This is a genomic window from Rhizobium leguminosarum (genome assembly GCF_010668065.1).
Lineage (GTDB): Bacteria > Pseudomonadota > Alphaproteobacteria > Rhizobiales > Rhizobiaceae > Rhizobium > Rhizobium leguminosarum_S.
In genome coordinates, this window is record NZ_WUEN01000001.1 from 252,467 (window position 1) to 274,706 (window position 22,240).

The 22,240-nt window shown below is 58.7% G+C and carries 14 protein-coding genes, 1 tRNA gene and 4 pseudogenes; 6 read left to right on the forward strand and 13 right to left on the reverse strand.

Going from position 1 to position 22,240, the window contains the following annotated elements; all coding sequences use genetic code 11:
- Nucleotides 1-117 precede the first annotated feature (117 nt).
- The 8 genes from GR198_RS01180 to GR198_RS01215 form a co-directional block, all read right to left on the reverse strand.
- Nucleotides 118-324: a hypothetical protein gene (locus GR198_RS01180; protein ID WP_003542083.1), complete on the reverse strand. Its 207-nt coding sequence runs from the start codon at nucleotides 322-324 to the stop codon at nucleotides 118-120.
- 1,315 nt (nucleotides 325-1,639) lie between these two features.
- On the reverse strand, nucleotides 1,640-2,764 hold the full coding sequence (locus tag GR198_RS01185; protein WP_029872351.1) for a glycosyltransferase family 2 protein: 1,125 nt from the start codon (nucleotides 2,762-2,764) through the stop codon (nucleotides 1,640-1,642).
- Nucleotides 2,761-4,515, reverse strand: a complete 1,755-nt coding sequence (locus tag GR198_RS01190; RefSeq protein WP_164067007.1) for an ABC transporter ATP-binding protein — start codon at nucleotides 4,513-4,515, stop codon at nucleotides 2,761-2,763. Before GR198_RS01190 ends, GR198_RS01185 begins: the two co-directional genes overlap by 4 nt.
- The gene (locus GR198_RS01195; protein ID WP_029872349.1) at nucleotides 4,508-5,584 is read right to left on the reverse strand and encodes a glycosyltransferase family 2 protein; all 1,077 of its coding nucleotides are present in this window, start codon (nucleotides 5,582-5,584) and stop codon (nucleotides 4,508-4,510) included. Before GR198_RS01195 ends, GR198_RS01190 begins: the two co-directional genes overlap by 8 nt.
- 7 nt (nucleotides 5,585-5,591) lie before the next feature.
- The gene (locus tag GR198_RS01200; protein ID WP_029872348.1) at nucleotides 5,592-8,594 is read right to left on the reverse strand and encodes a trifunctional glycosyltransferase/class I SAM-dependent methyltransferase/polysaccharide deacetylase; all 3,003 of its coding nucleotides are present in this window, start codon (nucleotides 8,592-8,594) and stop codon (nucleotides 5,592-5,594) included.
- The gene (locus GR198_RS01205; protein WP_164046876.1) at nucleotides 8,588-9,808 is read right to left on the reverse strand and encodes a glycosyltransferase family 2 protein; all 1,221 of its coding nucleotides are present in this window, start codon (nucleotides 9,806-9,808) and stop codon (nucleotides 8,588-8,590) included. Before GR198_RS01205 ends, GR198_RS01200 begins: the two co-directional genes overlap by 7 nt.
- A gap of 30 nt (nucleotides 9,809-9,838) precedes the next feature.
- Entirely contained in the window at nucleotides 9,839-10,792 is a 954-nt protein-coding gene (locus GR198_RS01210) for an NAD-dependent epimerase/dehydratase family protein (RefSeq protein WP_029872346.1), read from the reverse strand.
- A 796-nt stretch (nucleotides 10,793-11,588) separates the two neighbouring features.
- On the reverse strand, nucleotides 11,589-12,959 hold the full coding sequence (locus GR198_RS01215; protein WP_029872345.1) for a DUF882 domain-containing protein: 1,371 nt from the start codon (nucleotides 12,957-12,959) through the stop codon (nucleotides 11,589-11,591).
- 190 nt (nucleotides 12,960-13,149) lie between these two features.
- On the opposite strand from GR198_RS01215, the pseudogene GR198_RS36320 reads away from it, so the two are divergent.
- From GR198_RS36320 to GR198_RS36325, 4 pseudogenes are all read left to right on the forward strand, one after another.
- A pseudogene (locus tag GR198_RS36320) lies at nucleotides 13,150-13,377 on the forward strand (IS481 family transposase); the annotation flags it as partial.
- Nucleotides 13,378-13,539: 162 nt separating this feature from the next.
- Nucleotides 13,540-13,990, forward strand: a pseudogene (locus GR198_RS01225) (hypothetical protein).
- A gap of 61 nt (nucleotides 13,991-14,051) precedes the next feature.
- Nucleotides 14,052-14,207: pseudogene (locus GR198_RS01230) on the forward strand (transposase domain-containing protein); the annotation flags it as partial.
- Between the two features lie 410 nt (nucleotides 14,208-14,617).
- Nucleotides 14,618-14,704, forward strand: a pseudogene (locus GR198_RS36325) (transposase domain-containing protein); the annotation flags it as partial.
- 207 nt (nucleotides 14,705-14,911) lie between these two features.
- On the opposite strand, the gene GR198_RS01235 reads toward GR198_RS36325, so the two are convergent.
- The 4 genes from GR198_RS01235 to xylF all read right to left on the reverse strand — a co-directional run bounded on the left by GR198_RS01235 (nucleotide 14,912) and on the right by xylF (nucleotide 18,610).
- Nucleotides 14,912-14,988 (reverse strand) — tRNA-Arg (locus tag GR198_RS01235).
- 205 nt (nucleotides 14,989-15,193) lie between these two features.
- Nucleotides 15,194-15,976, reverse strand: a complete 783-nt coding sequence (locus tag GR198_RS01240) for an ATP-binding cassette domain-containing protein (RefSeq protein ID WP_003542059.1) — start codon at nucleotides 15,974-15,976, stop codon at nucleotides 15,194-15,196.
- A 14-nt stretch (nucleotides 15,977-15,990) separates the two neighbouring features.
- Nucleotides 15,991-17,304 carry a sugar ABC transporter permease gene (locus tag GR198_RS01245; protein WP_029872341.1) on the reverse strand — a complete coding sequence of 438 codons (1,314 nt, stop codon included), beginning with the start codon at nucleotides 17,302-17,304 and terminating at the stop codon, nucleotides 15,991-15,993.
- A 265-nt stretch (nucleotides 17,305-17,569) separates the two neighbouring features.
- Entirely contained in the window at nucleotides 17,570-18,610 is a 1,041-nt protein-coding gene (xylF, locus tag GR198_RS01250; protein ID WP_003542055.1) for a D-xylose ABC transporter substrate-binding protein, read from the reverse strand.
- A gap of 227 nt (nucleotides 18,611-18,837) precedes the next feature.
- Here xylF and GR198_RS01255 point away from each other — a divergent pair, with 227 nt between their 5' ends.
- Nucleotides 18,838-20,088, forward strand: coding sequence for an ROK family transcriptional regulator (locus tag GR198_RS01255; RefSeq protein ID WP_029872340.1), 1,251 nt, complete (start codon nucleotides 18,838-18,840; stop codon nucleotides 20,086-20,088).
- 343 nt (nucleotides 20,089-20,431) lie between these two features.
- Here GR198_RS01255 and iolG read toward each other — a convergent pair whose 3' ends face one another.
- A complete protein-coding gene (gene iolG / locus GR198_RS01260; RefSeq protein ID WP_029872339.1) occupies nucleotides 20,432-21,424 on the reverse strand; it encodes an inositol 2-dehydrogenase in 993 nt (330 codons plus the stop codon).
- A 279-nt stretch (nucleotides 21,425-21,703) separates the two neighbouring features.
- Here iolG and GR198_RS01265 point away from each other — a divergent pair, with 279 nt between their 5' ends.
- Nucleotides 21,704-21,985: a hypothetical protein gene (locus tag GR198_RS01265; RefSeq protein ID WP_164067009.1), complete on the forward strand. Its 282-nt coding sequence runs from the start codon at nucleotides 21,704-21,706 to the stop codon at nucleotides 21,983-21,985.
- The last annotated feature ends 255 nt before the right edge of the window (nucleotides 21,986-22,240 follow it).

The window sequence follows — 22,240 nt, forward strand, 5'->3', positions numbered from 1 at the left end:
ATGGTTTCAAGCGATGGGTAAGCGGCTTTGCTGACGTTGCCTCCCGGCAGGGAGGCGGCGCGATTTCGCACTCAATGTCTTCTGCACGACCAGCCGATTAACGACCGACCCTTCATCTTAATGGGTCAGGTTGCGCTTCTGGGCCAGCAACAGAATGTAATCGTCGGCAATGTCTGCGATGGCCATTGCAACTTCCGCCGGATCGCATCCCTCGACCTTCGTATTTGCAATGAACTGATAGACCGCCTTCTCGATCTGCTTCCGGCAGATCATCACGCGCTCATCGTAACCAAATTCCGGAATCTGCGATGCTATATCACTCATCAGGTCGGCTCCCTCACTACTTACAGTGACCATGACACAAATTATAAGTTGAGCAAGCAAATGCTTTATGAAGGGTTAATTCGTTTACGGGTGCGACCATTTCGACACAGGTCAGCCATCTCACTGGCCTCCGCGTGTTGAATCAGGACGGGTCAACCGCGCCCGGAGCAATCGCTTGTATCGTATCGGGAGGCTCGTCAAAGAGGACAGGCATGTCTTACATCGTTGAGTTTTGTGTCGGTATTTCAATTGGCGAGCCTAGGCTCGTATGCCGACTTTTGAAAAGACAGACCGAATGTTGTTGGCCGAATTGGTCGGTGCGGGTCACAGTTAGCTAAGAAATACCCTTTATTTATCAATGTATTATACTTTAATCCAGCAGTCTTGTTTGGCGCCGGCAACTTTTCTCCTTGCCACCGTCTCAGGATTGTTGGGGGCCATCGGCTGTGACAATCATCACCAATGATGCAGGCATTTGCTGGGTCGTTGAGAACTCGGCGCGGGAGGTAGCTTTCCGTAGATCTTCTGTTCCTGCGTCAAAGGTACTGCCGATGCTTTTGAAAATGTATGCACAATAATTTGAGATCGATAATTAAGTGCAGCAAGTAAAAATTTATCAAAAGGTAAAATTATTAATTTCAGACAATGGTTGTATTTAAAAATCAATTATAAGACGATTAAATTTTAATAGGATAGCGATCATTGGCTTTGTTATTCTTCACTGCGGCAGCGATACTTATGTAGTTCTATCTGATAATAATCTCGACTTGATGACGATCTTTCAGTCTCCGCAATTTCATTGCGGATCCGAAAGCATCCACGAGATGAATTGAGGCGACGGTCGAAATATTGACAGAAGAGAACCCGAATTTTGCTCTTCACTTGCCGATGATGGGGGTTTTTCTGATCAAACCGAACTCAACAGCATACTATCGCCATCCGAGGTAGAATCTATTTATGCTGATGCAGCGATAACGGCTGTCGCATTTGTGGCAACCAGCCAAAAAGCAAAGTCGAGGACCCGCCGGGGTGGGTGACGGGTCCTCCGGTAGGAATGCTTGCACGTACGTAAGCATTATTACAGTAAAACTCGGCATTGTCACAGATCATTATTGGGGCGATTGCTTTTTTCATAACTCGTTCGCTTTTTTACTAATTGCTATTCTGCCTAACTATCAAAGTTCGTAATAGAAAGTAGCAAGGTAGTCGCCACGCCGATTGAAGTGATGGGTTGTTAAACCTTTAGATTTTTGAGCAGCCGAGCGAAAAGCTGCCCTCAGCGCTGGCGCCACCGACAGACGTGTAGCCGGCAGGCTCAAGCCTCCTGAGACGAGGTCGCAGCAGAGCATTCGCCGGACCGATCGATCTCCGACAAGCGCCTGAACAATGCCTTCGTCCTGAAGCGTGACCAACCCCCAACCAATGGGACAAGCGGGTCTATCTCTTCGAATTTCCTGAAGTTCTTTCCCTTTTGTTCCCTGACCGGGCAGACTTTGGACAATGTCCTGCGTGCGGCTCTGTCGGCTTTTGAAAGGATCAATTTGAATAGGATGTCGGAAGCAAGCATTGGGCTATGATGATAAATGTGCTTGAGCGAGGTCGCGGCGCGGCGCCAATCTTTCAAAGCGGCAAATTTTGAAAATGCATAAAGATGTGCCGACGCGCGGGCGCAGTTGGCGACAAAAGTCGGAAGCTGTGGATTGCGGGCGATACATTGCTCGGTCACAGCCAGAAGCGATAGCGCCATTTGCGACCTGTCGGAAGACATGGCTGCTGAATGAATACGATATCCCACTAGACCCAACGGCACCGCCTCGATCTTGAAATGCTCAGCTGTACGAAGTTCGAAGTCGAAATCCTCGCATCCTCCGATACCCTGCCTGGCATAAGTTGAATCGTAGCCACCGATCTTCTCAATGACAGTGCGGCGAACCATGAAGCCGCTGCCATTGCCGACGAAGCGAAATACGAGATGACGGGTGAAAATGGTGTCCCTGGCATTCAGTGACGAACCGGATCTCGTGCAATATCCCTCGGGATCGATGAGACGGTGAAGAGCATAGACCGCGCCCCAGGTATCCGGCAGAGGGTGGAGAGCCGAAAGCATTCTTTCGATATAGGTCGGATGCCATAGGTCGTCGGCATCGAGGAAGGCGATATAGTCGGATTTCGATGCTTCAATCCCGGTGTTGCGGGCTGCGGCGACGCCACGGTTTTCAGTCGAGACAATCCGGATCCTTGGATCACTCGCGGCAAAATGGCGACAGATCGAGGCTGTCTCGTCCGTCGAGCCGTCGTCGACGATGACGATCTCCAGCGCCCTGTGGGTCTGGTCGATGACGGACTGGAGCGTCTGGGCAAGGTAGTTTCTGGCGTTATAGGCGGGGATCACGACGGCCACCCGAATCCCGGACATCGTTGACATATCCATCTCCGTCACCCGAGCTTCGACGTGGGGGCAGAGGGGCGGAGATCGATCCGGTTCTTCATCAGCCTGGCCACGGCGGGCCGATGGCTAACGACAATCAGCGTTCTGCCGGCGTCTTCTTTCATCGCCGAAAACACCCGCATCTCGGTATCTTCGTCGAGCGCGCTTGTCGCTTCGTCCAACAGCAGGATTTGAGGCCGGCTGGCGAGCGCGCGCGCCAGACCTATGCGCTGCCTTTGCCCGCCCGAAAGCCGGATCGCCTCGTCGCCCAGCCATTCATCGAAGCCATACGGCAGATCGTTGATGAACTCCGTTGCGCAGGCCACATCGGCCGCCCAGCGGATATCCTGCTCCGAGATATCGCGGCGAAACCGGATGTTGTCGAGGACCGTGCCCTCCATCAGTTCAACGTCCTGGCCCGACACGGAGAGCAGTTGCAGCCAGCTGGAACGGTCGATGGTTGTCAGATCCCTGCCGTCGACCGTGATCCGGCCCTGGGTCGGCGGGTTGAGATCGAGAATCATGTTGAGGATTGTGGTTTTGCCGGAGCCGCTTGGCCCCGTCACAGCCGTCGTCTCGCCTGCTCTGATTGCGAAGCTGAGATCGTGAACTGCCGGCGCGTTCGATCGCTCATAGGCGAACGAGACGTTGTGGAAGACAATTGCTTCCGCCAGGCGGCTTACCTTCTCCCCTTGCGAGGCCTGCTTGATGTCATCCTTCTCTGAAAGCAGCGCCAGGACGTTTTGCAGGGACGCTTCCATCTCGTAAAGGCTGAGAATCTGGGAATCAAATCCCTTGATATGCGGCTGAAGCCTGTAAAGCAGGATCGTGGCCGAGAGCGCCGCCTTGAAATCGACCGGCAGGAATTCCGAGGACAGAATGATCGTCAGGATGACCCCGAAGGTCAGGATTTCGCTGAGAAGCGAGGTTATCGCTCCCATCCAGTCCGACCGGCGCCAGGTCTGGCCGACGTCGTTGGAAAGCGCCTCGAAGAGTTGTTGGTGGCGCTTTTCCATGCCGAAGCTTTTCACGGCCTTCAAAGTCTGTAGCGTTGTCCAGCTCAACTGTGTCAAGGCTTCGACGGCAGCCAGTGCAGAGGCACCGAGACGGCGGTAGGCACCGGCAAAGAAACCCAATACAAAATTATGGATGAAGCCGAAGGCGAGCGCGAGCAAGGCGATCGGCCAGGCCATGACCAGCATGCCGACGCCGAAAATCACAATCGTACCGAAATTCACACCCAGGCGTACCAGGCTGGCATGCGCCGACGACACCGCATAGGATTCGGTCGCGATGACGTTGATCAGGTCGCTGCGCTCATAGTCCTGAAAGCGCTGGAAGGGCATGGTCAAGACCTTGGCGTAGAGGCGGTCTCGCATGCGGTCGCTAATCCGGTGGTTCACTGCGCTTGCAATGAGCGAATTGGCGCATCCCAAAAAAATCCGGAACAGGATGGAGCCGATGAGAATGCCGATCAGGACAGGCTTCGAAAGACTGAGGTCGATGCCGCCAAAAAATGCTGGAAGCCATGCGACGGCGGAGCCGGAAACGGGACCTTGCTGCCCGAGAAGAAAGACGAGGCTGACCAGAAAGGTGATGCCGACCATTTCCGAGAACCCTGTAAGAATTCCCAGGATGATCATCGCCGTCATCTTGAGCCTTAGCGCCGGTACGAGTTGCCGAAGCTCGCGAAACCGAGACGCAACGACCAGGTTGTAGGCTCTTGCAGGCATAGCGGATGGCGGCTTTCGAAACCTATTCATTGTCGACCATCCGCGAAGAGGTCAGGCTTATTGCCTCCCTGGCAGGCGTGGCGGCGAAACGATCGCTGAATGCTGTTCCGGGTTGCGGCAGGGGCGCGCTCCCGAGGCGGATTTTCGGCCGCGCCGAAGATTTGCCGAGGACGCGCTTTGCCGTCCGCAGGACGCGTTTTGCTTGGCGCCAGCCCTGCTGCACTCCATGGACGACGAGGCGCGAGGAATATTTTCTGACCATCATCGGCGCCAGCTGTTTGACCTGGGCAACGTCCCTGCCGAGAAACGCCTTTTTGAAATACCAGCGTGCGGTGTTGAATTCGGCTGTCTGGATGTCGCGCGTAAAATGCGGATAGCGCGTGATGATCGGGGCCATGACCAGAGCGTGGGACTTGAGCATCCTGTAGGCATTGCTGGACATATTTCCCTTGGTAAAGCGATAACCGGTCAGGAAATCGGGAACCAACGCAAAGGGCAGGGATTCGGCCAAGGCCAGATAAAGTTTCAGATCCTCACACCCTTCGGCGCCGTTGTCGCGCAGGCTGGCGTCATAGCCGCCGCAGCGAAGAATGTCCGCCCGCGGCATCAAGGGTGTGCTGCCGTTGCCGATGAAATTTTCCCGCAACAGAGGTTCGAAGATAGTCCCTTGATGCAGGACTGGTCGCGAATTACCGAAAATGATGCCGTTTTCGTCGATTGCCGCATACCAATTGTAGGCGACCCCACGTCCGTCCGGAAATTTCCCTAGTGCCTCGAGCTGGAGTTCGATTTTGTGAGGGTGCCACAAATCATCGGCATCGACGGGGGCTATATAAAGGCCGCGTGCGTCCTTGATGCCGTGATTGCGCGCGCGCGCAACCCCACCATTCTCCTGGCGGAGAACACGAACGCGACGATCGGTCAGGCTGTGGTCGCTCGCAAGATCGAAGGTGCCGTCCCGTGACCCGTCGTCGACCACAAGGATTTCGAGCTTGTCATAGGATTGGTTGGAGACGCTTTGCAATGTTTCGGCAAGCGTCTTCTCGGCGTTGTAGGCCGGTATGACGACGGTGATGAGAGGGGCCGTTGCGCCAGTCATGGTATTGTCATCCGATGTAAGCTCCCGGCAGGCCCATCAGTTCAGGGAAGGCTTCAAGAGGACGATCGCCGCGGACTTCGAGGCGTGGCAGACCGAAGAAATTGTCGGAAAAGGTGGCTTTCTCCGGCCGTGTCGTGAAGCCGACCCCATAGCCGGCATGTGCCAGAATGCTCGGGACCCTGAAGTCCGTCGCGCCATAGGGGAGTGCGATGGATTCCACGGAGCTGCCCAGTCGGCTTTGCAGTGTATTGCGCGAAAGTGTGGCTTCGGCCAGCAGGGCTTCGTTATCAATCGCACTGGCTGGTGTGTGGGATACGAGGTGGGAGCCGAAGCTGATGCCCTTTTGATGCAACTCCTGAATATTCGACCACGACATCAGCGGTGCAGGCTCTCCATAGGCAGAATCCCAATCTGATCGACCGCCGACTTTATCGGTCACGACGAACACGTCGGCGCCGAAATCATTCTCGGCAAGGATCGGGAAGGCGTCCGTAAGGAAATCCACATAGGCATCGTCGAAGGTCAGCATGACAGGCCGGCCCTGGATCGGCTTGCCGCTGCGCAGAAGCTCCGCCAGGGTCTGCGCCGTCACCGTGTAATAACCCTGGCGCCGAAGGAACTGCATCTGCTTGCGGAAAATCTCGGGCGGCGTGCGGAAGCGTCGGAGTGCCGCGGGTCCTTCGTCCGCGATCCTGTGATACATGAGGATGGGAACCGAGGTCGTGATTTCCGTCGTCCATGCCGCCTCACGCTCAACGCCGGCCGGTCCCCAGATGATGTGCTTTGCCACATCCGCGTCCAATGGGGTCCCATGATCCTCGATCCGCAGGACGGGATTGGCCACAGGGCCCTTCCGGAACCGGTGGATGGCGTAAAGTTCGGTTTCGATCGTGTCTTCCAGGGCCAGCCCAGGCTGTGCGGCCAAAACCTGTTTGATCGTCCCGACACCGAAGGGATTGCCCCAGTCGAAACCGGTCCGGGCAGATTCGTCCTGACGGATATGCGCGTGGGCAGTGATCAGGTAGCCGTTCGGCTTCAACGCTGCGGCCATCTTGCGGCAGACGGCCGCAAGCATCTCCTCATCCTTCATGTAGTAAAGCACTTCGGAGCAGATGATGAGGTCCTGTTCGGGCGGAAGATCTTGTCTGACGAAGTCGAGAACGCGAAGCTCGACGTTGCGGTGGTCGTGGCACCGCTCGACGGCCCTGTCGACGGCTCGCTGGGAAATATCCGTGGCCGTCAGCTGACCGACCTTTCGCGCCAGCTTCTCGGTAAAAATCCCCTCGGCGCAGGCGAGCTCGAGGGCCTTCTCGATCCCTTCCGGGATCAGGCTCAACGTCTGCGCATATTTAACCTGCTCGTAGACCGAGACGTAATTCCATGGATCGGGGCGTTCGAAGATATGCTCCCAATACTCTTCCTCCGACCGAATAGGAGCAGTCGCGTTTTTTTCCTCCGGCCGCGAGCCAGAAGGATTTGGAAGCGGTGGAGTCGGATCGCGCCGGAGATTCCGCAAGATGTCGGACAGCCGGGCGTCGTTGTCTTGTTTGTCGCTTGGCGCGCAGGCAAGAAGGGCGTTGCGTCCGATCCGCACCAAAAGCCGTTCGAGGCGTCCTCGCCGCCGGCCATTTCGTATGATGAGGCCGCCGAAGGCTCTGTACCCGCGTAAGGCCTCCTTTGACCAGGAACTGATATAGGCGAGCGTGGGCGGCGTCTGCAGATGCTCGTCTGCCTGCATCTCATGCATGATCAGCCTGATCTGCGCCCGGATCGAAAGATCGCCCCAGAATGGCCCGACAAAAGAGCCGACATGCTGTCCGCCTGACAAGGCGTGCATGATGAGCGTGTCTGATGGTTCGGCCTTGGGGATTCGCGAAAGCGTCTCGAGCGCGACGCTGACCACCTGAACATTGCCAAGCGTGAATGACCGCAAAGGGTTTGCGGCGGATATATGCCAGGAAGCGGCCTCAATGATCTTGCGCCCGGTGCCGGGGAAGGAATGTTTCTGAATCAGCTGAATGAGCAAAAGGAAAGTCGGCTGCCATTTATCGCTGACATCAATGAGATCGTCGGCCCGATCGATAAAGAGCCCTGTCTGCAGGCCATGCAGGATTACACCGGCAAGGAGGTTCTCGTAGCCCGCGGCGTCCGGCATCTCCGGCAGCAGTGCGGCGAGGGCTGCGACATCCAAAGTTGGATCGCACTTGGCCGCGATGACCCAGGCGAGCATACGCAACTGGCTGACGGCGGGCGTGATCCAACCTGTCTCCGGCCCCTCGGCCGCCAAGCCTTGCTGCATCTGCAGCGCTTGCGCCTTCGTTGTCACGCGAATGGCGTCACGCATCATTTTGGTCGGATCCCCGGATAAAGAGCCCGACTTCATGCGATAGAAAGCCAGGCACTTGTCGACACGACGAAATTCGGCGCCTGCAAAGGCCATGCGAAGCCAAAGATCCCAGTCCTCGCAGGTCTGCAAGGTTTCATCCATGCCTCCCAAAAGCTCAAAAAGGCTTCGGGGAAAGACAACCGTATGGATGGCGAGTGCACAAAAGGAGGAGAACTCGCGCTTGGCGGCGTTTCCCGTCAGGATGGGAGCCTGTTCGACCTGCATCAGCCTGCCGTCTGGGGCGACACGGCGGTAGGCGCAATAGGAGATCACTGGTGGAGATGCATCCTCCGCCACCGGCTGCATGTTTTCGATGAAAGTCGGATCCAGCCAGTCGTCGGCATCCAGCATGCAGAGCAGGGGAGCGACCGCGAGGCGTGCGGCGTGGTTTCGCGCCGCGGCCGCACCCGCATTCGGCTGACGGGCGGGGAGAACGCGGCTGTCCTTTTTTGCGATGGCCTCGAGAACCTCCCAGGTGCGGTCGGTCGAACCGTCATCGACCACGACCGCCTGCCAGCTCGATCGCGACTGCTGCTGCAGGCTGGCAAGACATTCGGCAAGCGTATCGGCTGCATTGTAGGCGGGGATGAGGAATGAAATGTCAGGCGTCGCGGCGATCACCATGCGCGCCTCTTCCATCGCCGCAGAACGTATAGAGCGCCGTTTACGCTTCCGAGCATCTCTTGCTTCAGAAAGAAGTCGTGCGACGTCGCGCCTTTGCGCAGGCGTTTGCGGAGCCGTCCGGCATAATATTTCGGAAAGGAGATGAGGATGCGCCTGAGGTTACCGCCGTTTCCGGTATTCTGATACTGGACGAGCAGCGCCGCGATATGGCCGCTCATATATTGGTAGATCTGTTTGGCGAGGCCTTTCATATCCTTGCGGTGAAAGTGCCAGGATACGGCTGTCGGCTCGTAGCGGCAGACATGGCCATGATGGAGCAGCCGGTTCCAGTATTCGGAATCGCCGGAGCATCCGGCAGCGCCCATATCCAGGCGGACATCGAACAGGCCGATCTCCTCGAAGACCTTGCGGCGGAAGGCCTGACTTGCGCCGGCCCCGATCGTCCAGACCGGAGCGCCGTAGCGTCTATGCAGACGATAGAAGTCCTGATTGAAATCCTGCCGCAGATAACCCCTGCCGAAACTCCAATGCTTTTCGAAGATAAACTGTGCAGGCGTTGCAAGTTCTCCGGGAAGAACCAACCCGGTTACGCAGGCGATCTCCGGCAGATCGAACCCCTTCATCAGGTTTTCCAGCCACCGCTCGTGGAGAACGACGTCATCATCCGTAAACGCAACGAATTCGGTTCTCGCCGCACGAACCGCAGCGTTGCGCGCATAATCCAGCCCGACCTGATCTTCACGGACATAGGTTGCGCCCGATTCCTCCACCACACGACGCGTCGCATCACCGGCGGAGGCATTATCCACCACGATGATCTCGATGGGGCCGAGCGACTGTTTGGGGATCGAGGCCAGGCACCGACGTAGCTCCTCCGGCCGGTCCTTGGTGCAAATCAGAATGCTGACGTCGCGGTTGCGCACAGGGGTTTGCGCGACATGACGCGCATGCTCGAGGGTCTCGGGCCGCACGACACGCTCGGCGAGTGCCGCAGCCGTCTCGGGCCTTTCGATATAGGTCTGCCCGACGGGAAGGCCATCCGACAGAAAGACCACGAGCCCATCGGAGATCGGGGGCGAAACGGCATCGAGGCGAGAGGAGGCGAGATCGAGATAGTGAATCGGTACGGGAAAACTCATATCCTTCAGATCGGACGGAATTGGTTCTCGCATCATCACTCTCTCAATCGCACCGTGAATATACGCCACGCGCATCCAAGACGCGAGTCTCGAAAGCCGACATGTTTATTCCGCGGCGTGCCTCATTTGGTCCCTGAACCAATCGAGAGTCATCGCCACGCCCTGTTCGTAGGTGATTTTGCACGACCATTCGGGCATGACATAATGCGCATTGGTCAAGTCCGGCCGCCTGTTCGTGGGGTCCTGCGGCGGTGATGGCTCGAAGACGATCGGCACGCCGCCAACGAGCCTGGAGACATATTGCGCGACCTCGAGAACCGAAATCTCCCGATCGTTGCCGACGTTCAGAGGCCCCTTATAGTCGGTTTCATTCATCCAGAAATATCGCGCGAAACCGTCGACAACATCATCGACATAGCCCCAGCTGCGAGACTGAAGGCCGTCGCCGAATACGGTAATCGGGCGGCCCGAGAGCGCCTGGGTGATGAAGTTGGAGACCGCGCGACCATCGTCGGACCGTGTCCGCGGGCCATAGATGTTGAAGGGACGAACGATCTTGACGTCGAGCCCTTGGGTGCGCTGCATCTCGAACAGCAGCGACTCCGTGCATCTTTTGCTCTCGTCGTAGGACGAGCGCGGTCCGGTACAGTCCACCTGGCCCTTATAGGATTCCGGCTGCGGCGAGACCAAAGGGTCTCCATAGACTTCGGAGGAAGAGGTAAAACAGAAACGCCCGCCCTTCTTCAGCACATCGAGAAGCCGGAACGCACCGAGAAGGTTCGCGGAAATCGTCCTCTTCGGCTCCTTCATGTACCACGGCGGCGATGCGGGGGATGCGAGATGATAGACTTCATCGAATTTCTCCGAGGTCTGCAGCGTCTCGACGTCCGACTTCACGAAGTGGAAACGGGGGTCCCTGATGTGCGCGATATTTTCGAAAAGCCCGGTCCAGAGGTTGTCAACAACGACCAGCTTCTGAATGTCCGTCCTAAGCAAAAGTCGATCACACAAGTGGGATCCGATGAAGCCAGCTCCGCCAGAAATCAATACGCTTTTCATTGCATTGTGCCTCGTGACTTGAGAAAGGTGCCTGTTTATTAGCACCACCTGTAATGCGTGACAATTACTTAGAGGAATTCTAAGAAATACTCGCCTGTTAATGTTAATCGTTAAATTTACCTACTTTAAGGTGTCTCTGCCGATGCCGCGCTCGATGACGAGCGGCCGCGCCGGACCGGAGGTTGCTGGTCCAAAAGCATGTCGCTCGGCGGCAACGGGGGCTTGATGTGCGCTATATTTTCGAAAGATCCGGTGCAAAGATTGTTAACAACAACCGGTTTCTGGAAGTCGCTTCCTAAGTAAAAGTTGGTCACATGCGATCCAATGAAGCCGGCCCTGCCGGAAATTGATACGCTTCTCACATCAACGCGCCTCGTTACTTAACGATATATTATTGTTATTACAGCGATTGAAAGTTTAGTATGGGCACGAAGTCCGGGGGTGGGTAGGACTTTGGTCTGAATTTCCCGAGCGCGGAAACGATCGTCGTCGCCGTTCGAAAATCGAAACTATGGCGCCTGCGCGTCTTTTCAAGCGCCTGGATAAAGCTTTAACACATTGGATCTACCTCATTTTTCCCGAGGATAGATTCCGATTTTAGGGCCGATGCGCGAGCACCGCCCGTAACGCGTGACAATTGTTTAGGAGGTGCTAAAAAAGTGCCAGTCGGCCGCACAGGCTTCTGGCACTGGGCGGCGGCGCCTGGTTTCTCGGGACCGCCAGCCTGGTTCTCACCATGGCCGTTCTGACGTTTCCGACAGGCTTCATGCTGCGCATCAAGCCTTGACGATCGAGTTCAGCCCTCCGGGGACGACGCAAGCCGGTTGGCATCGAACTGGGCGGCGACCGGAATCATATCCTCACCTGAGGTCGCGACATTCGGCTGACGATGAACCGTGCGCGGGGAAACGCGAGGCGCACTCAATTCAATCATCTCGCCAGGAGAATGCAGCGCCCATTTCATCAGCGCCGCGTCGGACGTCGATCCAAAGAAATTTGCTTCTTCCCAGGAAGCGGTCATGGGCAGGGAGGCGATCATGTTCGTGCCCTGCTTGGAGGCCTGGTGTGCAACAGGGCGGGGTTCGAAGCGGGCGTAGGCCGGCAACGCCGGCGCCGGCCTATCCGGAAGGACATCAATTGGGCCGATCGACGCAGTCTCTATTTTGTCATCCAGGCCCACGTCGTGCTCGAGGGCGGGCGGGCGCATCGCTGGTACCGGAATCGGCAAAGACGAAAGATCCGGAGCGGACCGTTTGTCATCGCGCTCGACCGCGCCGGTCTGCAGCGCGAGCGCATTCAATGCCCGGCTTCGGGGCGTGGGCAGAAGCGCCGTCACGAGTTTATTGTCTTTGGTATCGCCGCTCGACCTGGTCGACGCGCTCACGTCTTCGTCTTCGCCCGCGGTGCTGGCGATCTGGATCGAGGTAGTGCTGCCGCGCTTCCTGTGGTTCGCAACCGCCTGATTGTATCCTGGCAGCGGCCGGCCATCGGCCGGGAGATGCACCGTCTGCCCATTCGGGAATATTCGAGCGAGTTCTTGCCGGGACATGCGGGGCCAGGCCCTGACGTTGCCGACGTCGAGATGCACGAAGGGCGATCCCGAGGTCGGATAATATCCGACACCGCCGACCTGCATCTGCATTGCCAGCGCACGCAGCGTCGAAAGCTTCACGCCGGGAACGTAGAAATCCATCGCCTTGCCCAGCATGTGCTGGCTCTTCTTGGCGACGCCCGTGCTGCGCGAGCGGTTGCGGAGCATGTTGTTGGTGGTGGGCGAACGATAGGCGGAGACGATGTGGATGTAGTCCTTGCCGCCGCTGCGCTTGTACACCTCCCAGACCAGGTCGAGCAGCCGGGGATCCATCCGGGTCGGCTCGTTCCTTCGCCAGTCGCGCAGAAACCGATTGATCTGGGCGAGGCCCTTTGGATCGAACTTTCCGTCCCGCTTGTAGGTGATCGTGGCCCTCTCGCCCGTATGGGTAAAGAACAGCTTCAGGGCGCGATCTTCCGCCGAGGCAAATGATGCGGAGCCGACAAGTGCCGGAAGCGCAAACAGAGCCGGCAGAATGGTCTTCGCGACAAACCGTTCCGCGCGCGACAGGAGCGTGGCAATTCCGCCCAAGGCTCCGCCCGATAATCCTTGCACTGGATACTTCAACACGAACAATTCCGTCCTACACCAAACACTCGACGGTGTGCGGGAATCTCCGCATCCATCACGCTCAGTAAAGCCAGCTTATGGTCAATAAATTGCTAACGAGCGGATGCGGAAGGTTGGTGAGTTGAGGATGCGGGCCACCACCCGAGGCGAATTGCGCGCCCCTGCGCCCATTCATCGGAGCCAAACACAAATCCGCTTCCACGAGCGTGACGTACTGGTGACCAATTGCGGCCGCATCTGCATGTACGGCAAGAAGATCAATATCTTCACAGTCATGGCCGGCCAGAGGCTCGACATCGAGGAGGTTGATGACGGCGTTTGGCTCGTCAGCTTCATGCGCTACGATCTCGGATATATCGATCTGGAGCAGAGGACTTTGCAAACCATCGACATCCCGTTCGGCACGAGGTTGTCACCCATGTCTTTGGGACGTTCTGTTACCTATGTCTCCGGTATGTACAGGCGGATTTCCGGAACGATGCGGCGGACTCGGATACCCGACAATTAAGTCACCATTGCTCGCCCAGGCGACGCCCTGTAGTCTCGTCGTCTCACCGACAGGTCGTTAGTGAAACGCATCGATTCCATGGCAATTCTCTTCAAAACAACAATCAGCGAAAACACCGCATTCGAGATGATCGAACGGTCACTGTCAGGCGTTTACCAATATGACGGTTACCTCAATGTCGTTAGCGATGCGGGCGAGACGGCACTGTCTTGGGGGCCGGCGATGCATGCCGAAGAGTTCAAGGCAGAGGTCAGCCAAATCCTACAGCAGACTTGGGATGCTGCCCGCTTCTGGGTCATCTATGAGCGCCGCGAAGACCGGAAGGATCCAGAAGGGACTGACATCCGCAACGCGGCTTTCCGCCTGACGCGCGGATAACAGCGGCGTTATCGTTGTCACGCTCAGTCTCCTTGGGAAGCGCGACAGCGCCAATGACCTGGAACTCGTCTTCGTCTGCTTCGAGCAGGATTTTCACAGGAGGAATTTTCGCGTGCGCTACGAGGGTAAGCCGTTACCAAACCAGGATTGATCTTGCTCGAAGACGTGTTGCGCGCGCGACCGTTCTACGTTCGATTTGAAGGCGAGGGCAGGGGCAGGAGAACTGGGCGACCATCGCTTCGCTCATGGAGACCTGCAAACTCAATGCCGTCGATCCGGCGACCTATCTGACCGCCACGCTCACTGCCATCGCCAATGGTCACAAGCAGAGCCGTATCGATGAGCTATTGCCGTGGAACTGTCCGGTTGAAGAGCCGACCACGGGCTGGTCAAATCCTGGCGGTCTGGGCGTTCAAATTCGCGAGGAAGCCGAGGAAATGACAGACTTCGACTTTGACGACGGCCCCCTTAAGATGCGATGGAACTGGCAACACCATCGCACGCAAGATGCTCCGACAGATTACCTATGCCCATGATCAATCGGGAGGTTGACCGCCCGCGAACCGTCGGTGCCGAGGGTTAAGGGGGATTCCCGAAAACGAGTTTGAAAAGGGTGCTCCGGATCAGGGGCAGACACCCTTTTCGTGCTGAGTTTTGCAGTCTCAGCGGAACGGAAATTAGCAGAGAGATTGCTGTCTACCATCGGACCGAAGTCCGACTCACTCGCAATAATTCGTCGATGTCATCAGCCGAGGTGACTCCATCAATCAATGCGTCCCTCGATGCGTCTGCCTATCTGACCGCCACGCTCACTGCTATCGTCAACGGCCACAAGCAGAGCCGAATCGAGGAGCTCTTACCGTAGAATTATCCGGTGGAGTAACGCATGCGTCTCCTCGTCGGCCATGGACCCTCGACCAGGTGAAAAGGCTACAACCCCTCGAGGCAATCAATAGCTGATGCATCGGGATGAAGCGTCGGTTCGGCGATTTCTTGCCTCTGTAGGAACGGGCGTGCTCACCTCGGCTCTTGCCGGGTGCATTTTATGGCTATGGGGCAGTCTTCAAAACGGTGGCGCACCCGACAGGATTCGAACCTGTGACCTTTGGAATCGGAATCCAACACTCTATCCAGCTGAGCTACGGGTGCATGCCGAAGGCGGTTTGAATCGCCTGTCCGATGGGTGGTTCTTAGCCTAGCTTGCGGCTGGCTTCAATCGCGAAATTGTCAGAATTACCGGTGCTTGCGGTTTGGCGGGTGTTTTTATCCATCAACCTGGGAACCGTTGCATGAAAACTCCGCCGGCCTTGCGGGCGGCGGAGTGTTGTTGTCGCGGACTGTCGCCTTGTGGCGATCAGATCTGCATGGCGCCGGGGCCGGGGATCGCCTTTGGCGGTACCTTGCCGAGGATGATCATGCCGAGGACTTCGTCCTTGGTCACGTCCTCGGTGCGGGCGTGGCCAACGACCTGACCGTTCTTCATCACCGAGACACGGTCGGCGAGGTCGAAGACGTCGTGGATGTCGTGGCTGATGAGGAAGATGCCGATGCCTTCCTTTTTCAGCTGCTTGATCAGCTCGCCGACCTGCGCCGTCTCCTGGGGGCCAAGGGCCGCCGTCGGCTCATCCATTATCAGGATGCGGGCGTTGAAGAGGATCGCACGGGCGATCGCCACCGATTGCCGCTGGCCGCCCGAAAGCGCCTTCACCGGCTCCTTGAAGCGCTTGAAGTTGGGGTTGAGCCGCCCCATCACCTCGCGGGCCGAGGCTTCCATCGCGACGTCGTCGAGCGTGCCCCAGCGCGTCTTCAGCTCGCGGCCGAGATAGAGGTTGGCGGCGGCGTCGACATTGTCGGCAACGGCCAGCGTCTGGTAGATCGTCTCGATGCCGTATTTCTTGGCATCGCGCGGATTGCGGATGTCGGCAGGCTCTCCGTTGATCAGGATCTCGCCGCCGTCACGTTTGTAGGCGCCGGAGAGGATCTTGATGAGCGTCGACTTGCCGGCGCCGTTATGGCCGAGCAAGGCGACCACTTCGCCGGGGTAGAGATCGACCGAGGCATTGTCCACGGCGTGAATGCCGCCGAAGGAGATCGAGATGTTTTTCAGTTCCACGAGGGGAGTGCGTTGATCAGCCATGTCTAGGGCTCCTCTCACTTGGCACGGGCGCGGTAGACGGTGTCGAGCCAGACCGCCACGACAAGGACGGTGCCGACGACGACGCTCTGCAGCGGCGTATCGACATGCGCAAGCACCATGCCCGACTGCAGCGACTGCATGACGAGCGCGCCGAGCATGGCGCCGGCGATGGTGCCGGTGCCGCCTGCCAGCGACGTTCCGCCGATGACGGCGGCGGCGATGGTGTAGAGCTCGTCGAGCGTACCCTGCGAGTTCGTGGCGGCGTTGAGGCGGGCGGTGGAGATCGCCGCTGCTATGGCTGCGAGAATGCCCATCAGCGCGAAGATGCGCACGGTGACCCAGCGCGTCTTGATGCCGGCGAGCTCGGCCGCTTCGGGGTTGCCGCCAATCGCGAAGACGTAGCGGCCGAAGCGCAGCCTTGTCGCGATGAAGGTCATGATGATGCCGACGACGATGGCGATCAGCACCGGCACGGCGATGCCGTAGGGGATATCCAGGCCGGTTTCGGGCCAGGGAATATTATTGGTCTCTGCATATTTCTTGGCGATGTTGATCGGCCAGTAATAGCTGTTGGCGATCCAGACCGCGCCGAGGATGAGCACGCAGCTCAGGACGGCGAGGAAATATTCAGCCCACATCGGCCGGCGTGGGAAACCGAAGCGCCGGCGCTGCCGGCGTGAGCCGACGATGCTTGCGATCACGAAGAGGCAGGCGCAGATGCCGACGATCCAGCTCCAGGTGGCGCCGATCGAGCCCTCAGCACCGCCGCCCATGATGCGGAAGGTCTGGTCCATCGGCGCAACCGTCTGGCCGCTGGTGACCAGCCAGGTGGCGCCGCGCCAGACGAGCAGCCCGCCAAGCGTGACGATGAAGGAGGGAACGTTGAGGAAGGCGATGATGATGCCCTGGAAGGCGCCGATCAGGCAGCCTGCCGCCAATCCGACCAGCAGCGTGATCGCCCAGGTGAAGGGGCTGTCGAAGCCGATATATTCCGGCAGGATCTTGGCCTGCGTCACGCCCATAATCATGCCGCAGAGGCCGAGCACGGAACCGACCGAAAGGTCGATGTTGCGGGTGACGATGATCAGCACCATGCCCGTCGTCATGACGGCGATGTCGGTCGTCTGGACCGAGAGGTTCCAGAGATTGCGCGGGGTCAGGAAGAGGCCGCCGGTGATGATGTGGAAACCGATCCAGATGATGATCAGCGCGCCGATCATGCCGAGCAGACGCGTGTCGATCTCGGTGGCGCGGAAGAAGCGGGTCACCAGACTGGCTTCCGCCGCTCGCGGTCCGCTTGATGTTGTGGATTTTACCATTTCGGCCATGGGTTTGCCGTTCCCCCACTTTGTTTGGACGGATGCGCCGGCGTGCTGAGGCTGCCATCGGCGTCATGCGTCTGTTCTTCAACTCACCATCGCGATGCTTCCGGAAGCCGGTCGCGTGGCGTCGCGACACCCTTCCGGCAGGGAATGAAAACCCGCGATGGTGCGGCGAGGCGGAGAAAACTTCGTCGTTGGAATTCTCATCCGCATCCGGCGCCGCAACGGTGTTCCGCTGCGGCGCCGGCAATTTTAGTTTACAAGCCCTGGCTTACTTGCAGGCAGCGACGCTGTCGGCCTTGACGCCCTGGCACGCTTCCGCCTTGGAGATCCAGCCGGCGTCGATGACGACGTTCAGATTGTCCTTGGTGATCGCAAGCGGCTTCAGGAAGACCGACTGCATTTCGACGCCCTTCGGGCCGCCCTTGAAAGCCTGGGCGCCGTCGATCTTGCTCATGTCCTTGCCGCCGGCGAGGTCGAGAGCGATTTCAGCGGCGCGCTGGCCGAGTTCGCGGCTGTCCTTCCAGACGGAAACTGTCTGCGTGCCGAGAGCGATACGGTTGAGCGCTGCCTTGTCACCGTCCTGGCCGGAAACCGGAACGGAGCCGGCGAGACCCTGTGCGTCGAGAGCAGCGATCGCGCCACCGGCGGTGCCGTCATTCGAGGCGACGACGGCGTCGACCTTGTTGTTGTTGGCGGTCAGGAACTGCTCCATGTTGCGCTGAGCGTTCTCCGGCAGCCAGCCGTCGGTATAGGCCTCGCCGACATTCTTGATCTTGCCGGCGTCGATGGCGGCCTTCAGGACTTCCTGCTGGCCCGAGAACAGGAAGTCGGCATTCGGATCAGAAGACGAGCCCTTGATGAAGACGTAATTGCCTTCCGGCTTGGCCTTGAAAACGCCTTCAGCCTGGAGACGGCCGACTTCCTTGTTGTCGAAGGTGATGTAGAAGGCAGCCGGGTTTTCGATCAGGCGGTCATAGCCGACGACGGGGATGCCTTCAGCGGCGGCCTTCTCGATGGCCGGGCCGATCGCATCGGAGTCCTGGGCGAGAATGATCAGCGCGTTGGCGCCCTGCGAGATCAGCGATTCGACGTCGGTAAGCTGCTTTGCGGCAGAAGACTGCGCGTCAGCGGAAATATACTTGGCGCCCTTGGCTTCGAGAGCCTTCTTGATGGCGGCTTCGTCCGTCTTCCAACGTTCTTCCTGGAAATTCGACCAGGAAACACCGACGACGAGATCGGCAGCCATGGCCGCGGTATGCACGGAAACGAGGATGGCAGCACCTGCCATCAATTTCAAAATAGACTTCATAATGTCCTCCCGAGTGGATTGCGACCGGCCCAGCCCATGCTTCCTCCGGCCACCGCGAATAGCTGTCGAGAAAGGTTCGGATTTTTTTCTCGACAGTCGAGAAATTTAGTGTCAGAGATTTTTTCAACTGTCAACACTGCACTGCCAGCTTAATTTCCTTGCGAAACATCGGCTGGAGATGCAGTGGAAACCATGGGAAGAGCAAGCAGGAGGAGAGGGCGGCATTCATGCTGACCAAGTCGAGCACGGAGCTGGTCCGGCAGAGAAACAGCGTGCTCGTGCTGTCCATGCTGCGCCGCCACGGTGCGCTTGCGCATACCGAAATATCCGATTCCACCGGGCTGTCATCGGCCACCATCTCGGCGATCACCACTGAGCTGGAAAAAGCCCAGATCATCGAAAAATCGGAACAGCAACCGGCAAGCGGCCGCGGCCGGCCGCGCGTGCTGCTGCGCCAGCGGCGCGATTGCGGCTATCTCATCGTCGTCATCATCTCCTCGGATGCGGTGCAATATTCGCTGGTCGATTATGGCGGCAAGCTGATCGACCGCTTCAGCGAGGAACGTTCGCATGATCCGGCAGGCGCCGTCCGTTTTGTCGCGGCGGTGCGGGCCGGGCTTTTGCGCATTCTCGATCGCTCGAAGATCAGCCAAGAAAAGGTGCTGCTGATCTCGATCAGCAGCAAGGGGCTGGTCAATTCCACCGAACCGGTTCTCGTCTGGTCGCCGATCTTCGGCAGCGAGCAGATCGATTTCGAATCAGCACTCCGGCCGGAATGGCAGGCCAAGGTGATCCTCGATAACGAGACGCTGCTGGTCGCGGCGGCACTCGGCGCGCGTGAGGAGATGGTGAAGGGCGCCGATTTCCGCTCGCTCGCCGCCCTTTCGCTCGGCCATAGCGTCGGGCTCGGCATCGTCAGGCGCGGGAACCAGACGGGCCAGGAGATATCGGCGCCCAATTTCGGGCACATGCTGCACATGGCCAATGGCGGGCTCTGCCGCTGCGGTACCCGCGGCTGCATCGAGGCCTATGCCGGTTTCTACGCGATCCTGCGCAGCGCCTTCGAGGTGCCGCTCGATACTATCCCGGCAAAGTTCGTGCCGGTGGCGGAGCTGGACAAGATCGCCGCAAAGGCGCGCCAGGGCCACCGCGTCCCCGCCTTCGCCTTCCGCCAGGCGGGACTGGCGCTCGGCAACGGGCTGTCGCGCATGCTGAGCCTGACGGAGCGCATGCCGATCGCCATCACCGGGCCGGGCACGCGTTATTACGACCTTCTCCGGCAAGGGATCGAAGAGGGTCTGGGGCAGTCGCATGTCGTGCGCATGGAAGGCATGCCCGAGATCAGGGTGGTGGCCGACGAGCAGATCCTCGTCTTCGAAGGACATCTGAACCGGGCGCTGTCTGTCATCGACGAGGATATCGTTCTCTCGGGCGTTCAGGGAATCCAGGCATCGGCGATTATTCAGGAATCGGGTTGAGGGTTTCTTTCAACCGACGTGTGGTGATTGCAGCAGCAACGGGCCAGCCGGTAGTATACGACTTTGAGGGGTGTGCCGTGCCAGCCCCCTCTGGCCTGCCGGCCATCTCCCCCACGGGTGGGGAGATCACAAGTGGCCTACCTTCCTGCTCATCTATCGTTTTGCTGTGTTGCGACGCTGATTGTTTGGGGAAGCCGGTGCAGCCAGCCAATCTCCCCACCTGTGGGGGAGATGCCCGGCAGGGCGACCGCGGCACGCCGTTCACCAAAAGATCTCTCAAACGCGAAATGGCCGGGCGGGCGCCCGGCCATCTCATGCATGGCTTCCGGTCGGGAGAGGGCCGTCAGCCGATCTTGATGAGCTTGCCTTCCTTGACGGACTGAACCGCGGCATCGGCGAGTGCCAGCGCTGCGAGACCATCGGCGCCTGATGGAGAGATCTTCGAGCCCTTCTCGATCGCTGCGATGAAGCCGGCAATCTCGTTGGCATAGGCTTCGGTGTAGCGGGTCATGAAGAAATCATGCAGCGGCGGGCGGGTATAGCCGTCGCCGTTTGCGACTTCGATCGAAAGAGGACGTTGGTTCTCGGCCGAGACGAGGCCCCTGGAACCATGCACCTCGATGCGCTGGTCATAGCCATAGGTGGCGCGGCGGGAGTTCGAGATGACGGCCTGCTTGCCGGATTTCGTCTGCAGGATCACCGAGACGCTGTCATAGTCGCCGGCTTCGCCGATCGCCTTGTCGACGAGGACGGCGGCGGTCGCCAGCACCGAGACCGGCTCCTCGCCGAGCAGGAAGCGGGCCATATCGAAATCGTGAATCGTCATGTCGCGGAAGATACCGCCCGAGCGCTTGATGTAATCCACCGGCGGGGCGCCGGGATCGCGCGAGGTGATCGTCACCATCTCGACATCGCCGATCTTGCCGTCGTCGATGACCTTGCGGACAGCCATGAAATGCGGATCGAAGCGGCGGTTGAAGCCGACCATCAGCTTGGCGCCGGTCTCTTCCACCACCTTGATGCAGGCCTTGACGCGGGCGACGTCGAGATCGATCGGCTTTTCGCAGAAGATCGCCTTGCCGGCGCGGGCGAAGCGCTCGATCAGATCGGCATGGGTATCCGTCGGCGTGCAGATGACGACGGCGTCGATATCCTTGGCTGCCTCGATCGCCTCGATGGTGCGGACCTCGCAGCCATAGCCGGAGGCGATGGCTTCGGCTGCCTGCGGAAAGGCGTCGGCGACCGCGACGAGCTTTGCATTGGCGTCGCCGCTGACAGCCTTCGCATGAACCTTGCCGATGCGGCCGGCGCCGAGAAGACCAAATCTCACTGTCATTCCAACCTCCCTTGAATTCGGAACAAATAAACCGAATTGTCAAATTTCTGGAATTTTCATTCCACCTTCTCTGCGTCGCGTCAAGGCCTCGGATCTTTCACATTTGCAAGATTCGAACCAGAGCATCCGGCTCGGATTGAAGCGTTCTGCTGGAGCCGGCTTCTCGAACATTCGATACCGTTTGAGCCAACAGAATACTTTAATCTGGCCAGGAAAGGCTTTAGAGACAAGCGCGGCACAGGCCGAGGGCAGTGCGACATATCCGACCGCGGGGTAAAGATGCAGCTGATCGATCCGAACCATCCGGCATACCGGCGCCTCTGGGTGCGAGTTGTCATCGTTGCCGTTTGCTTCGGCTGGGCCTTGGTCGAGTTCGTCACCGGCGATCCGTTCTGGGGCGTGCTCGCGGGCGGGGCGGGTGCCTATTCCTTCTATATATTGTTCTGGACCTTCAAGCCGCAGCCGCCGGCCACCGAGCCGGCTGCGCAGCCTGACGCCGAGGAAGAAGAGGGGCCTGCGGCGACCGCTGAAAAGCCTTCCAAGGACGGGCAGGCGGAATAATTAGCGGGCGATTCGCCGCAGCGCTTCGTCGCATTGTCGCGAAGGGCAGGCAGGGCAACACTGTCGGGGGGATTGGCGCGGGCGTGCTGGCCGGCGATGCGGGTGTCTATTCCTTCAATATGCTGATCTGGCTATATGCTGATCTGGGCCTTCGATCCGAAGCCGCCGGAGACGGCGGCAGTCGTCAGCCCCGATGACGGGGACGAGCCGGCAGGTGACGAAGAGAAGAGGGCCGAATAGTCGAAGCGTGGCGCG

What these genes read in the sequence shown, in the direction of transcription:
- GR198_RS01240 (WP_003542059.1), bottom strand. Translation starts at nt 15,976, where the DNA reads ATGGCTGATCAACGCACTCCCCTCGTGGAACTGAAAAACATCTCGATC.
- iolG (WP_029872339.1), bottom strand. Translation starts at nt 21,424, where the DNA reads ATGACAGTGAGATTTGGTCTTCTCGGCGCCGGCCGCATCGGCAAGGTT.
- GR198_RS01200 (WP_029872348.1), bottom strand. Translation starts at nt 8,594, where the DNA reads ATGGTGATCGCCGCGACGCCTGACATTTCATTCCTCATCCCCGCCTAC.
- GR198_RS01255 (WP_029872340.1), top strand. Translation starts at nt 18,838, where the DNA reads ATGCTGACCAAGTCGAGCACGGAGCTGGTCCGGCAGAGAAACAGCGTG.
- xylF (WP_003542055.1), bottom strand. Translation starts at nt 18,610, where the DNA reads ATGAAGTCTATTTTGAAATTGATGGCAGGTGCTGCCATCCTCGTTTCC.
- GR198_RS01210 (WP_029872346.1), bottom strand. Translation starts at nt 10,792, where the DNA reads ATGAAAAGCGTATTGATTTCTGGCGGAGCTGGCTTCATCGGATCCCAC.
- GR198_RS01205 (WP_164046876.1), bottom strand. Translation starts at nt 9,808, where the DNA reads ATGCGCGTGGCGTATATTCACGGTGCGATTGAGAGAGTGATGATGCGA.
- GR198_RS01195 (WP_029872349.1), bottom strand. Translation starts at nt 5,584, where the DNA reads ATGACTGGCGCAACGGCCCCTCTCATCACCGTCGTCATACCGGCCTAC.
- GR198_RS01190 (WP_164067007.1), bottom strand. Translation starts at nt 4,515, where the DNA reads ATGAATAGGTTTCGAAAGCCGCCATCCGCTATGCCTGCAAGAGCCTAC.
- GR198_RS01265 (WP_164067009.1), top strand. Translation starts at nt 21,704, where the DNA reads ATGCAGCTGATCGATCCGAACCATCCGGCATACCGGCGCCTCTGGGTG.
- GR198_RS01180 (WP_003542083.1), bottom strand. Translation starts at nt 324, where the DNA reads ATGAGTGATATAGCATCGCAGATTCCGGAATTTGGTTACGATGAGCGC.
- GR198_RS01245 (WP_029872341.1), bottom strand. Translation starts at nt 17,304, where the DNA reads ATGGCCGAAATGGTAAAATCCACAACATCAAGCGGACCGCGAGCGGCG.